We start from the raw sequence: 13,249 nt of genomic DNA on the forward strand, positions 1-13,249 counted from the left end.
GTTTGGTTTTGATCGATAAACTCTATTATTAAATCACAAAATTATAGAATTACAAGTGTTTTAAATTGTCTTGACAATTATGTCCCAATGTATTGACATTAATTGTTATCTTGATATAATTAAAAAGTTTTAGGATAGCGCAAACAAAATAATTCATCTTACCTATCTCCAATTCAATGGTACATTTTATTCCACAAGAAAAGATTGCGGAAATTCAGTTTGCCGCAGACATAGTTCAGATCATTTCAGAATACATTCAGTTAAAGCAAAGCGGAAAGGCGTTTATTGGCTTGTGTCCTTTCCATTCAGAAAAAACACCTTCTTTTTTTGTTAACCCGGATAAGAAACTTTTCAAGTGTTTTGGGTGTGGGGAAGGTGGTACCGTTTTTCAATTTGTCATGAAACAGGAAGGGATGGATTTTGTGGAGGCCGTGAAACTGGTAGCCTCAAAATCACGTGTCGACCTTACCCAAATATATGCGAAAGAAACGTCCCTTTCATCTTCAAAAAAGACGCATCTGTACGAAACAACCAGGTTTGCCGCAACCTTCTATCAGAAGATGTTGCTTGATGCAATGAAGGGGAAAAAGGCCAGAGACTATTTGTTGAAACGGAAGATAAATGACCACTCCATCAAAAACTTTTGCATTGGTTATGCTCCGGCAGAATGGGATTCGTTAGTAAAAATGTGCAAAGGGGGCAATGTTTCGATGTACCAGTTGCAACAGGCAGGATTAATTATACAAAAAAAGGAGCGCGATTCTTACTATGACCGTTTTCGGGACAGACTGATATTTCCAATACTGGATATAAGAAAGCAGGTGGTGGGTTTTGGAGGGCGGGCGCTGGATGATTCCCTCCCAAAATATTTAAACTCCCCGGAGACGGTTCTTTTTAACAAGAGTAATATATTGTACGGCATTGATATTGCGAAAAGTGCCATCTTAAAAAAACAAAAAGTAATTCTCATGGAAGGGTACACCGATGTAATAATGGCGCATCAGCATGGGATAGAATGGGCTGTGGCGGTTCTTGGGACTGCTATCTCAAAACAACATCTCAGGAGTTTGAGACAATATTGCAGTCGGGTAATACTCCTTTTAGACGCAGACAGTGCCGGCCAAAAATCTTCGGACAGAAACCTGGATATCTTTATCGAAGAAGAATTTGATGTAAAAATTGCCCAATTGCCGAAGGGATATGACCCATGTGATTTTTTGCTGGCGGAAGGTCCCGAAAAGTTCTTATCATATATTGATAGTGCAAAGGACTTTTTTCACTTTAAAATAGAATTTGCCGCAACTAAATGGGACATGTCCACCGTACATGGCAAGGCAAATGCTCTTAACAATGTGCTTGCTACAGCCATGAAGACGCCTGATGCTATAAAACGCAACCTGCTTATCAAATTAATTTCAGAAGAAATGTCTATCGATGAAGCAGCCTTGTGGTCACATATAAAAAATGTTAAAAGGCCTCTTTCTGTTCCTGCCAACAACAATAACCAGAAAACAAAGCAGAGGCTGGATGCTTCTTCTATGGCTGAACGGGAAATTTTATATTTGATGTTATCTTGCAACAGCCTTATACCACGGATAATAAACGAAAAGATTCCGGAAGAGTTTGATAACAAAGATTTCCTTGAGATAGCGGGAAGAATAGTAGAAATATATCAGAAAAACAAGGCCGTCAAAGAAGAAGATGTACTGCATTCAATTGGCGAAGCGCGGCTGAATAAGTTGCTGGTTGACATTGTTACCACCCGGGAATTTCAAGACATGACCGATTACAGAGATAGATTGGAGGCATGTATTCTTTTCTTCAAAAGACGAAACAGAAGAAAGGATATTCATATTACAAAGAAAAAGATGCTGGAAACTGCACGGTCTTCTCATAAAGAAGAAGATATTGTTATGCTGCTGGAAGAATATCATAAAAAGAGCAGAAATATTCACGCGTTAAAAAATAAACCCTAGTATCTCGTTTCTGTAAAATGCATACACCAAACAATGTCATTGCAAAGAGTGGTACGGCGAAGCAATCTCTTGTTTCTCAAAAGACTTAAGAGTGCTTTCATGGCGCTTGCAATGAGGGTATGGGTAAACATTTTGCCGAAGCGATATACGAGCGTCATTTTTAATTGCATTAAAATTATGAAATAAAGTTTAAGTGGGCAGGCTAAATGAATATTTCCCCGCTTTATTTTATAGGATGAGATGAATAGTATAGGGAGGTCTAATCTCTGAATGGAAAACTTGAATCAAAAAATCAAACTACTTACGCAAAAGGGTAAAGAAAAAGGGTATTTAACCTACGAAGAACTCAACGATATGTTGCCTGATGATGCAGAGATTCCACCAGGAAAAATAGACGATATATTGATGATGCTGGACGAACTGGGAATCGATCTGATTGACGAGGCGGATATTGAAGGTCGTGAAGTTGTTGATTCTGAAGAAGCAGAACATTATTCGGAAAGCGAATTCGGATTTGGCGAGGTTTCCACTGTTACGGAGAAGATAGATGATCCCGTTCGGATGTATTTAACCCAGATGGGAGAGATTCCACTTCTTACGCGGGATGAGGAAATCATGCTTGCAAAAAAAATAGAGATTACACGTCGTGGGTTTTTGAAAAAGGTTTTGCATTCTGACCTTTCTTTGCAGACCTGTTTGAAGATAGTTGAGGATGTAAACAATGGGGAGCTTTCCTTTGACCGTACGCTAAAAGTTGACGCAATGGTGGAAAATTACAAAGATGACATTCTGGAGGAGTTTCCCAGAAGCGCAAAATATTTACGGTCAATTATTCAAAAAAATAAGGAAGATTATCAACGGCTGAAACGAAAACAAACACCGGAGAAAGAAAAAATAAAGCTGTTAAGAACGATCCGGAATAGAAGACGGAAGGGCATCCGCCGTCTCGAAGAAATTAATATTCGAACAAAAAGAATACAACCGATGATGAAGCGACTCCAGGAGATCGCGCTCGAAATGGAGCAGCTTGAACAACAGATTGGAGAGAAAAATGGCCGCTCAAAAGCTAATAATCATTATAAGGAATTAGAGGAACAATATCTGGCTCTGGAGAATACCGTTTTAGAGACGGGCGAACGTTTGAAACGGCGCCTGCTTTCTATCGAAAGTATTTACAAGGAACATGAGTCAGCAAAAAGAAAGCTTTCAGGGGCAAATCTTAGATTGGTGGTGAGCATTGCGAAAAAATACAGGAATCGCGGCCTGAGTTTTCTCGATCTTATTCAGGAGGGAAACACAGGGCTTATGCGTGCAGTGGACAAGTATGAATACCGGCGCGGATATAAATTCAGCACCTATGCAACGTGGTGGATACGGCAGGCCATTACCCGCTCCATTGCGGATCAGGCGAGAACTATCCGCATTCCTGTACATATGATCGAGACCATGAGCAAGATACGTAATATTTCAAAAAAACTGTTACAGGATAAAGGACGGGAACCTACAATAGAAGAGATTGCACGAGAGGTAAAGATTTCCGTGCCAGAGGCGAGAAGGGTACTGAAAATATCCCGGCATCAGATTTCGCTGGACCGTCCCGTTGGCGAGAGCGAAGACAGTTCTTTCGGAGATTTTATTGAAGATGAAAAGGCAGAATCGCCGGTTGCCGCGGCAACACAGGAAATGCTAAAAGACAAGATTGAATCGGTGCTGGAAACGCTGACATACCGTGAGAGGGAGATTATAAAACTTCGTTATGGCATAGGGGATGGTTATACATATACACTGGAAGAAGTTGGAAAGATTTTTAAGGTAACAAGAGAAAGAGTGCGGCAAATAGAGGCAAAAGCGGTGAGGAAATTACAGCATCCGATCAGAAGCAGAAAGCTGGAAGGGTTTTTGGATGGCATTGGCAGTACTATTTAAAATGTGATTTAGTAAATCCAATATGGACTATTCATAAAAGTGATGGGAAATCAATGAGTGAAAAAATAGAGACGCTTCGCAGATTACAATCAATAGATAGCAAGCTGAAAAGGTTGGAAGGCGATAAGCTATACAGAGCCCATGATATAGAGAAAAAGAAGGGCGAAATTAAAAAAAAGAGGGACGAGCTGGCAGATATTGTGCGGGATATAAAGAATTATCAAAAGAACATTGGCATGAAAGAACTCGAACTGAAAACGAAAGAGGGAGAAATTGATAAATTAAACGTACAGATGAATCAGGCAAAAACGAATAAAGAATTCAGTGCGTTTAAGACGGAGATCGGGGGGAAGGAAGCGGATAAATCTCTCATAGAAGACGCCATACTTGGAATGATAACAAAGCTTGAGGAAATGCAGCAACGGCAAAGCACGTTTGAAAAAGAAATTGAGCATGAAGAAGTTCTTTTAATAGAACTTCAAAAGAAGGTAGAAACTGATATGAAAGCAATGGATGCAGAAATTGTAGCGCTCAAAGAAAAACGGAATAAATTCGCAGCGCTCCTCGATAATAATACATTGCAACAATATGACAGATTGACAAACAATAAGGACGGCATTGCTGTAGTGGGTGTCGTAAATAAGGTATGCCAGAGTTGTTTCATGTCCGTTACCTCTCAAACAATCAACCTGCTTATGTCGAATAAAGATATCACGTACTGCCACAGTTGCGGCCGCATTTTATATTTGGATGACGGCAGCAATGATCGGGAAGAATTATAAAAAAGTATAAAAGTAGACGAGGTGATCGCCGGTTATAATGAATCTTCGGATTTATTATTGGACGGGAGGAAAGTCCGAGCTCCATAGGGCGCAGTGCTCCGTAACGCGGAGTCCCGGCGACGGGAAGGAAAGTGCAACAGAAAATATACCGTCTCATCTTTTTTTCGATGGGATAAGGGTGAAATGGCGGGGCCGAAAGGCTTAATGTAAGAGCCCACCGCTCCGGCGGCGACGTTGGAGGCATGGCAAACCCCACTGGGAGAAAGGCCAAATAGGGAGGGATGAAGCTGCCCGCTTCGCTATACCTTCGGGTAGGCCGTTAGATCTCGCTGGCAACAACGAGGCTAGATGAATGATCACCCACGACAAGACTCGGCTTATTGTCTACTTTTACCAATAAATCCCCTGCGGCGTGAAACTGCCGCAGGGGATTTATATTGTTGTGATGTAAAAACCTCTTTTTTGCATATCCTTACCAACATTTTTCATATTCTGGCAAGGTATGTTGATGTATTCAAAATGTTCATGGGTTTATTTTTATAGATGCATGTATACCACCGATGTTTATGTTGTCATCCTCTCCTTATTGCGATATTCTTTCCGATTAAATACTCTTTTACTTCCCGCATAGAAATTTCTCTGTAATGAAATATCGATGCCGCCAGGGCAGCATCCGCCTTTCCCACGGTGAAGACATCATAAAAATGTTCTCGTTTTCCGGCGCCACCAGATGCAATAATCGGTATGTTTACTGATTCCGAGATCGTTTTGTTCAACTCAATGCCGTATCCGTCTTTCGTACCGTCATGATCCATACTGGTAAGAAGTATCTCTCCCGCACCCCTCTCCTCCATTTCAATTGCCCAGCGAACGGCATCTAATCCGGTTGGCGTTCTGCCGCCATTGATATATACCTCCCATTTTACGTTATTTGGTACCTGCTTAACGTCTATGGCAACCACGATGCACTGCCTTCCAAATCTTCTGGAAGCTTCCGTGACAAATTCAGGATTTTTTACCGCAGCGGTGTTAATTGAAACCTTGTCAGCGCCTGCATTTAATAACCGGCGAATATCCTCAATGTTTCTAATCCCTCCCCCTACAGTAAAGGGAATAAATACCTGTTCTGCCGTCTTTCGTACAACATCCAGAATAATATCCCTTTTCTCATGAGACGCAGTAATGTCAAGAAAGGTTAATTCGTCAGCGCCTTCTTTATCATATAAAGAGGCTATTTCTACCGGGTCGCCTGCATCTTTCAGGTTTACAAAATTTGTTCCTTTCACGACACGCCCGTCTTTGACGTCAAGGCAAGGTATGATTCTTTTCGCAAGCATATTTATTTAATTGTCCCTATTCATAATAGGAAGGGAAGTAGTAATTGTTTTTTGAGGGTTAACAATGTTGGAGCACATGAAAATGATCTGACGGGAAAAAGATTAAAAATCCTTTTCTGGACTGCTTGCATTTGCGTAAAGTTTTTTAGGGATACGGCCGGCAAGATAGGCAAAACGACCCGCTTCGCAGGCCAATTTCATGGCTATTGCCATCTTCACAGGATCTTTTGCATGGGCAATGCCTGTATTCAACAGCACGCCTTCACAGCCAAGCTCCATCGCCATTGCAACATCTGATGCAGTACCAACACCTGCGTCAACAATGATGGGGATTTTGGCGGATTCAAGAATAATCCTTATATTGTTTCTGTTAAGGATGCCCTGTCCTGACCCAATAGGAGAACCTGCAGGCATAACGCAGGTAGCTCCGGCATCTTCCAGTTTTTTCGCAACAATAGGATCGTCAGAAGTGTATACCAGTACGGTAAAACCTTCATTGACCAATACCTTTGTTGCTTTCAGTGTATCTATAGGATCAGGCAAAAGCGTTCTCTCGTCGCCGAGAACTTCCAGCTTAATCATGTCGGATAGCCCTGTTTCACGGGCAAGGTGTGCAACCCTGATTGCTTCATCGGCAGAATAACATCCTGCCGTGTTGGGCAAAATTGTGTATTTATTTGTATCAATGTAATCGAACAGGGATTCCGATTCGTTGATTTTTGCTCTTCTGACAGCAACTGTAATCACTTCAGCGCCGCTAGCCTCTAAAGCCTTTGCCATTATATCAAGAGTGGGGTATTTCCCAGTGCCAACGAAAAGCCTGGATGTAAATTTACGACTGCCGATCGTTAACCTTTTATCCATGTTCCCTCTAAGCCTGGATGTAAATTCACGAGTGCCGATCTTTAACTGTTTATCCATGTTCCCTCTTTTTTTTGTATTAACCGCCGCCTACAAAAGTAACCACTTCCAGCACGTCTGTATCTTTTACTATTCGGGAAGAAAGCTCCTTGCGCGGGATAATTTGTGCATTTAACTCTACCGCAGTGCGATGCTTATCTATAGTATACAACTCCAGCAGTTTGTCGATAGTAGTCCCCGCAGGACATTCTTTTATTTCACCGTTTAAGGTAATTCTCATTCTTTCTTCCTGGCCGCAGATGTCTTTTTTATCCATCACAAATTCTCCTCCCACCCCGCTATAAAATGGGGAGTTTCCTACAACACTACAATAAATTCTCAGGCAAAAATGTTAATGTATATAAAAATGAAATGCAAGTGAAAAGAACGGCCTGAAAAGAAGTTTTGCAAAGGGTTTGACAATAAGTTGCAACTGTTTTAAAATCCGGTTTGTTCATTATTTTAAAAATACCATATATGAAAAATGAAACCTTCCGACACGACCCTACGTAAAGACGAAATCGTCAAAATAATCAATCAGCATAAACGTTTCTATATTACCACGCATGTCCGTGCAGATGGAGATGCGCTGGGTTCAGAAATAGCCCTTTTTTATGTCCTTAGACAATTGAATAAATCTGTTTACATTGTGAACGAATCTATCGTTCCCAATATTTATAAATGGATCGCCCCTACCTCCGGAATGTATATTTATCCGGATATTCCTTCAGAAAAACCAGAAGTAGTTTTCTGTCTGGATTGTCCTACGCTTGCCAGAATTGGAAAGATTGCTGATTTCGTGCCAAAAGACGCCGCCATAATAAACATCGATCACCACATATCAAATGAGCTTTTTGGTGACATCAACTGGGTGCTTGAAGATATGAGTTCCACAGGAGAAATGATATTATCCCTTATTAAAGAAATGGATATTACCATTACCCCTGATATTGCCACGGCGATATATATTGCTATTGTGACCGATACCGGAAGATTCACCCATAGCAATACGACTCCGGCTGTCTTTCTGGCGGTGGCATTTCTTCTGGAGCATGGGGCAAGACATGCGGAAATATCTAAAAATGTTTACAACACAAATTCCTTTCGCTTATTGCAATTGTACGCGCAAGCGCTTAATACAATAGAACTGCATTTGGATAATAAGGTTGCTACCGTATTCCTTACAAAAGAAATGCTGGAAGAAGCAAAGGTTGATCCTATCGATACACACGAATTTGCGGATATCCCTGTTTCAATAGATGGGGTTTCTGTGGGGATATTATTCCGCGATGTGACGTCATCTCATTTTGTCAAAGTAAGTATGCGGAGCAGAAACGGTTTTAATGTAAACAAGATTGCAATGAAATTTGGCGGAGGGGGGCACAAATACGCTTCAGGCTGTGAAATAGAAGGAAGCATTAAAGATGCGCAGCGATTAATACTCGGGGAAATTAAAAAAGCTTTACAGGAAGGCTCTTATTAGAATCAATGCATTTGCCGGATTTAAAAACCGAATTAGCAGGTATCATAAAAGACCTCAAAGCGAGACTGGCATTTGAAGAAACATTCGGGGTAGAGGTAATTTCCCTTAACGCACAAAACAATCGGGTAAGATCCACCACAACAATTACACAGAAAAATGATATGCCAAAAACTTCTGCACCCCAAACAGAATCGAACGATAAAAAACCCTTAACGACACGCCCAAAAGAAGGCAAGGCAAAATTGCTGGAAGAACTCAAAAACGAAACGCTGGTTTGTCACAAATGTCCTCTCGGCGAAACGAGGACAAATCTGGTGTTTGGCGCAGGAAACCCCATGGCCAGTCTCATGTTTGTTGGCGAGGCGCCAGGGCGTGATGAAGATCTTCAGGGAGAACCATTTGTTGGCAGGGCAGGCCAGCTCCTTACAAAAATAATAGAAGCAATCGATATGAAACGCAGTGATGTTTATATTGCAAATATATTGAAATGCCGGCCTCCGGGTAATCGCAACCCGCTTACTGATGAAATTGCCCTGTGTATCCCCGTGCTTACGAAACAAATTGATATAATAAAACCTAAAGTATTGTGTGCCATGGGTACTTTTGCTGCCCAGACGTTACTTAACACAAAAGAACCTATCGGTTTCCTTCGCGGTAAATTCCATGATTATAAAGGCATTCCCACCATGGCTACTTTTCACCCGGCATATCTCCTGAGAAATCCTGGCGAAAAAGCAAAGGTTTGGGAAGATATGAAAAAGATTCGGGATCTTTTAAAAGAATTGAATAATAAGTAAGTCGATAATGAGATAAAACAAAATACCGTTTTATTGTCCCACAAAATCGTGAAAAACATCTTCCAACTCTGTAATAGTTCACCACAGAGGGCGCCGGGAACGCTGATAAAACAAATAAAATGGTGGAAATTAGCATAATTTTCTGTTTTTATCCTCTAATAAATAACCTCTGTGATCATTCGACTGAAGAAAAGAGGAAAAGAAAGAGTCGCACCTTGATTAGTGATTAGTATGTATGGTATTCATCATTACTGCCAGATAATCACAGATCAAGGTGTGACTTCATGCCTGCTTTATAAATGAAACAAGCCGCAGGGACATTGTTTGTCCCTGCGGCTTGTTTGCGGTATTTGATTCTTTGTCGAGGCTTTTGCGCGGTCGTCTGCTACCCTTGGTGTTTTTGGCTTACCAGTAATTGTATTATAGTGTCTATCCTTTGGTTAAGCTGCCCTATATCGTTTCTCAGACTTCCTATTTCGCCTCTCAGACTTCCGATCTCACCTCTCAGACTTTCTGTCTCGCCCTTGATTTCGCCTCTCAGACTTCCGATCTCGCCCTTGATTTCGTTTCGCAACTGCCCCATTTCACTTCTTATGCTGCTTATATCGGTATCTATCTTTTGGACAAGATACCTGAAATCATCTTCCTGTCTCTTTCGTACTTCCTCTATTTTTGCCAGTATCTCTACTGTCCGCTCGTCAACTACCTGGTATATTAACTCTAGTGTTACTTTTTTTATAGCTGATGCGAAGAATCCCTTCACCATAGGAATAACCCTCCTGTGAGAACAAAGTATTAGGTGCTTACAATCCTGCACATGTTAACAATCCCGAGGGAAATATACAATAATTATTCCCTATACGCCGTTCCGGTTCCGGCCAGACGCTCCATTAGCTCTCTGAATTGCCGCCCAAGCTCTATGTGCTCAGGGACAACCTCTTTTTCGAGGTTTCGGATTATTTCAGAGGCGGACTTAACCGCCTCTCTTATGTCCTCGGTGTTGAAGTCTTTATGGACCTCTTTGATTTCAACATCTTGTTCGTGGGTAACAGGCAATGCCTGGCACGAAAGAGATGTTGCCGCTTTATTACTCCTATAATAGCGAATAATAACCAGTATTTTATTTGACACTCCCCATGTCTGAAGACAGGGGAATTATAGGGACACTTCCCTTATTTCCCCACCAGATCAAGCAGAAAATATGGGATGTATCTCTGATTTTCCCGTTTTGTTAGGTCCGCCAATGATAATACTTTCTAACAATACTCTTTTAGTTTTTTCAATTTTTTGTATCTAACAAATTATTCCTTAAATTATACCGTTAAACGCAGTAATAAATTACAGATGTTGCAAGAAATATTGGAAGTGTCCCCTAATTCCAAAGAAGCTGTGTTTGTTTGCATTTCCATGAATTTGAGTACTCTCGTAAATATACCTTGCTGGTTTACAAAATGTGAAATGTAGAGCGAAGAGACTCTTCGCTCTACAACTACAGTCTTTGAGAAATCACAATTTGTGAACCCGTAAGGTATATCAAAAACGTTTTTGGGAGGAAGCTAAGAGGTCTTCCATTAGAATATTCTTACCCGCTTATTTGACTCCTTTTGCATTTGTAAGTGATTATAATGCAGCGAAACAACATTCTAATCAATTGTTTTCATGAAACCGATACAACTCATTGGTCAACAGATGCGGTTTTTTTAAATATTTATGTATGGCATTTTTATTATTGTACCGATAAATAATTTTTATGAGCGGTAAATAGTACTTACCAAAGGTGGTGAAATAAAGCCTGTTGAGCCAACGCAGGTATTTCTCCCAATTTATTCCGTTCCTCCGGAATGTAAGGCGGATAACGTCATTCATATCCATGTCAAAAAAGTTTTTTGGCGGTCTTGGCGGCACGCCTTCGATCGGATAATATTCCTGAAGAAAAGGAATCAGCCTGAGTTTTCTCATAAGGACAAACCGTTCATAGTCTTCACTCAGGCGTGTATCAAAACCATACATTGCAATTACCGTAACCCTGTCTTCTCCAAAACTTTTTAAAATATCTTTCCTGTCTAAAAAATGTTTGACAGCCTTAACACTATTGCAGCTAAAGTAAAACATGGGTTTTGTAAATTTAGAGTTTCGTGAATCGATCTTATACAGAAGTTGAGCAATATGTTCATCTACATATTGTATATCAAGAGATTGGCTGAAATTAACGGCATATTTTTTGTTGATTATTTCGTAGAGTATATCTTCAGAGCGTGGATATGTTAGCAGGTTATCGTCAAGCAGCATTATATTCCGTTGCCCGGAGGGAACGAAGTCTTCGAACGAAGACGTCTTTTTGATTTTCCCTTCTTTTTTTGGAACGAGACAAAACGCACACCTTTTACTGCAACCCCTTGTTAAAAAACCAATCGCATATGCCGTATGATTGTACAATTTGTAATCGGGAAAGCAGGATTCAATTTGCGGTGGCAAACGCGTATTGAGACATATTCCGGAACCGCCAATATCTATGTTATTGTGGTATATCTTTTTCAGAGTAGCAACTTTTTCATGTGAGGATTTGATGGAAAAGACCGTGCTGGCGTAATATCTGTCGGCCTTACTAAATCCAATATCTCCGGATAAAGCAACGCGATACCCTTGCTTTTTATAGAAGGCGCTGATCTTCATGAGCGCAAGGTTGGGTATGGTACTGTCTATATCGTAAAGGACAATGCTGTTTTTCAATCTACCTATGACCTGATTCGTTCAATTTAGCCAATACGTTATGGTTACATCAAGCATAACAGCATTCCCTTATGCATAATAACATTGTCTTAGTTGTACTTCTGCCTCATTGCTGCAGAAATTTCACCCGTTAATTTCATTACCTTTTCAGCCTCTTCTATCGTTAATGTTCCGGCGCCGCAGCTTGGCGTCACCATTGACCGCTCTTTAATCAACGTTTTCGATAATCCCTTATTGACGAGAAATTGAATCCCTTCCTCCAATCTTTTTACCAGATCATCCAATGATACGTCCGCTATCTTTGCTGACGTAGGAACAATTCCCCATGCCAGATAACCGCCTCTTTCCATAAATGCAATTATTTCACGCCAATACATCAGGTACTTATCCATAAACTCATACGCATCAAAACTTACAATATCAACATTCGATTCCATAAGCATTGCCCAGTCGGTATTGCCGCAGCAATGAGAGCCTGTTAAGCCGCCGCGAGATTGAATACCTTCATATACCTCATTTAGAGCGCCAATGACTCTCTCCCGGCTGATATTCATAAATGAAGATCCGAAGCTGGTTAAATACGGTTCATCAACAAACATTAACACCGGAAGTTTATATCGGGCTAATTTAGTAAATTGCCAGTATGCCTTCATTGACAACAATTTAACAATCACATCAAAGAATTCGTCGCTATAAAGCGCCAAAATGCCGGAAGCAAGTTTCAGAGAACCTGCCAAGGTAACAGGACCTACAACCTGCCCTTTTACAGCACGAAGAGACGCCGGAAGCGATTGGTCAAGACGCTCCAGCATAGCATAAAATCCCACAGAACACGCCCTGTTTATTTGAAACAAATCAGGATCGTTTTTTAAATACGCCTCATAGAATTTTTCCAACCCGGATGCCGTATCGTTCGTGTCATCAATACTTACCGTCTTTTTTTCTGCAGCTATTTTAATGCACGGAAGCCCTTCTGTATATTGAATACACATATCTTCCCTGCGGTCATATTTGGGCAACTGGACCCAGCATGGAATTTCACGGAGCGTTTCAAACATAAGGTTGGTGGCGCATTCAATATCAACATGGGGAAGACTTCCAATTGCGGTTGCCGCAAAGTTGGCGTTAAAGGTATTTGGCATCGTTTTTAATCCCTCTTTCTACAAAATAAGGTAAAAATAGTTAGTCTAACCTGACATGGCCAGAACAGATAGGTAGGGTGAGCGGCATGGACAAGCAGAGTTTATCCATGCCGCCCACCCTTGCAATGAATTTTATTTAAAATGTGCAAATCCTTAGCATTCATCCATCTTTCGAA

Annotated in this window: 12 protein-coding genes and 1 other RNA gene; 6 read left to right on the forward strand and 7 right to left on the reverse strand. The window is 40.9% G+C overall.

All coding sequences use genetic code 11. From position 1 onward, the window contains the following. Positions 1 to 176: 176 nt before the first annotated feature. The 4 genes from dnaG (at position 177) to rnpB (ending at position 5,079) form a co-directional block, all read left to right on the forward strand. A complete protein-coding gene (gene dnaG / locus QZT26_RS02385) occupies positions 177 to 1,976 on the forward strand; it encodes a DNA primase (RefSeq protein WP_099325536.1) in 1,800 nt (599 codons plus the stop codon). A 270-nt stretch (positions 1,977 to 2,246) separates the two neighbouring features. Then, entirely contained in the window at positions 2,247 to 3,902 is a 1,656-nt protein-coding gene (gene rpoD, locus QZT26_RS02390; protein ID WP_099325537.1) for an RNA polymerase sigma factor RpoD, read from the forward strand. A 53-nt stretch (positions 3,903 to 3,955) separates the two neighbouring features. Continuing rightward, the gene (locus QZT26_RS02395; RefSeq protein WP_099325538.1) at positions 3,956 to 4,684 is read left to right on the forward strand and encodes a C4-type zinc ribbon domain-containing protein; all 729 of its coding nucleotides are present in this window, start codon (positions 3,956 to 3,958) and stop codon (positions 4,682 to 4,684) included. 9 nt (positions 4,685 to 4,693) lie between these two features. After that, positions 4,694 to 5,079, forward strand: an RNA gene (gene rnpB / locus QZT26_RS02400) — RNase P RNA component class A. A gap of 177 nt (positions 5,080 to 5,256) precedes the next feature. On the opposite strand, the gene hisF is transcribed toward rnpB, so the two are convergent. From hisF to thiS, 3 genes are all read right to left on the reverse strand, one after another. Beyond that, the gene (gene hisF / locus QZT26_RS02405) at positions 5,257 to 6,021 is read right to left on the reverse strand and encodes an imidazole glycerol phosphate synthase subunit HisF (protein ID WP_099325539.1); all 765 of its coding nucleotides are present in this window, start codon (positions 6,019 to 6,021) and stop codon (positions 5,257 to 5,259) included. 102 nt (positions 6,022 to 6,123) lie between these two features. Continuing rightward, entirely contained in the window at positions 6,124 to 6,942 is an 819-nt protein-coding gene (locus QZT26_RS02410; RefSeq protein ID WP_295100331.1) for a thiazole synthase, read from the reverse strand. Positions 6,943 to 6,961: 19 nt separating this feature from the next. Further along, entirely contained in the window at positions 6,962 to 7,198 is a 237-nt protein-coding gene (gene thiS, locus QZT26_RS02415) for a sulfur carrier protein ThiS (protein ID WP_205713338.1), read from the reverse strand. Between the two features lie 207 nt (positions 7,199 to 7,405). Between thiS and QZT26_RS02420 the strand changes: the two genes are divergently transcribed. Both QZT26_RS02420 and QZT26_RS02425 read left to right on the forward strand, forming a co-directional pair. Further along, a complete protein-coding gene (locus QZT26_RS02420) occupies positions 7,406 to 8,404 on the forward strand; it encodes a bifunctional oligoribonuclease/PAP phosphatase NrnA (RefSeq protein WP_099325542.1) in 999 nt (332 codons plus the stop codon). 11 nt (positions 8,405 to 8,415) lie between these two features. Then, positions 8,416 to 9,201 carry a uracil-DNA glycosylase gene (locus QZT26_RS02425; RefSeq protein ID WP_197705187.1) on the forward strand — a complete coding sequence of 262 codons (786 nt, stop codon included), beginning with the start codon at positions 8,416 to 8,418 and terminating at the stop codon, positions 9,199 to 9,201. 385 nt (positions 9,202 to 9,586) lie between these two features. On the opposite strand, the gene QZT26_RS02430 is transcribed toward QZT26_RS02425, so the two are convergent. The 4 genes from QZT26_RS02430 to QZT26_RS02445 form a co-directional block, all read right to left on the reverse strand. Further along, a complete protein-coding gene (locus tag QZT26_RS02430; RefSeq protein WP_295100336.1) occupies positions 9,587 to 9,967 on the reverse strand; it encodes a hypothetical protein in 381 nt (126 codons plus the stop codon). Positions 9,968 to 10,050: 83 nt separating this feature from the next. Next, the gene (locus tag QZT26_RS02435) at positions 10,051 to 10,332 is read right to left on the reverse strand and encodes a hypothetical protein (protein ID WP_295100338.1); all 282 of its coding nucleotides are present in this window, start codon (positions 10,330 to 10,332) and stop codon (positions 10,051 to 10,053) included. Positions 10,333 to 10,848: 516 nt separating this feature from the next. Beyond that, on the reverse strand, positions 10,849 to 11,931 hold the full coding sequence (locus QZT26_RS02440; RefSeq protein ID WP_099325547.1) for a hypothetical protein: 1,083 nt from the start codon (positions 11,929 to 11,931) through the stop codon (positions 10,849 to 10,851). An 89-nt stretch (positions 11,932 to 12,020) separates the two neighbouring features. After that, positions 12,021 to 13,073 carry a hypothetical protein gene (locus QZT26_RS02445; protein ID WP_295100340.1) on the reverse strand — a complete coding sequence of 351 codons (1,053 nt, stop codon included), beginning with the start codon at positions 13,071 to 13,073 and terminating at the stop codon, positions 12,021 to 12,023. Positions 13,074 to 13,249 lie beyond the last annotated feature (176 nt).

The organism is uncultured Candidatus Kuenenia sp. (genome assembly GCF_900696675.1).
GTDB classification, from domain to species: domain Bacteria; phylum Planctomycetota; class Brocadiia; order Brocadiales; family Brocadiaceae; genus Kuenenia; species Kuenenia stuttgartiensis_A.

Excerpts from the sequence above, each read along its gene's own strand:
- dnaG (WP_099325536.1), top strand. The coding sequence starts at position 177 with ATGGTACATTTTATTCCACAAGAAAAGATTGCGGAAATTCAGTTTGCC.
- rpoD (WP_099325537.1), top strand. The coding sequence starts at position 2,247 with ATGGAAAACTTGAATCAAAAAATCAAACTACTTACGCAAAAGGGTAAA.
- QZT26_RS02395 (WP_099325538.1), top strand. The coding sequence starts at position 3,956 with ATGAGTGAAAAAATAGAGACGCTTCGCAGATTACAATCAATAGATAGC.
- hisF (WP_099325539.1), bottom strand. The coding sequence starts at position 6,021 with ATGCTTGCGAAAAGAATCATACCTTGCCTTGACGTCAAAGACGGGCGT.
- QZT26_RS02410 (WP_295100331.1), bottom strand. The coding sequence starts at position 6,942 with ATGGATAAACAGTTAAAGATCGGCACTCGTGAATTTACATCCAGGCTT.
- thiS (WP_205713338.1), bottom strand. The coding sequence starts at position 7,198 with ATGGATAAAAAAGACATCTGCGGCCAGGAAGAAAGAATGAGAATTACC.
- QZT26_RS02420 (WP_099325542.1), top strand. The coding sequence starts at position 7,406 with ATGAAACCTTCCGACACGACCCTACGTAAAGACGAAATCGTCAAAATA.
- QZT26_RS02430 (WP_295100336.1), bottom strand. The coding sequence starts at position 9,967 with ATGGTGAAGGGATTCTTCGCATCAGCTATAAAAAAAGTAACACTAGAG.
- QZT26_RS02445 (WP_295100340.1), bottom strand. The coding sequence starts at position 13,073 with ATGCCAAATACCTTTAACGCCAACTTTGCGGCAACCGCAATTGGAAGT.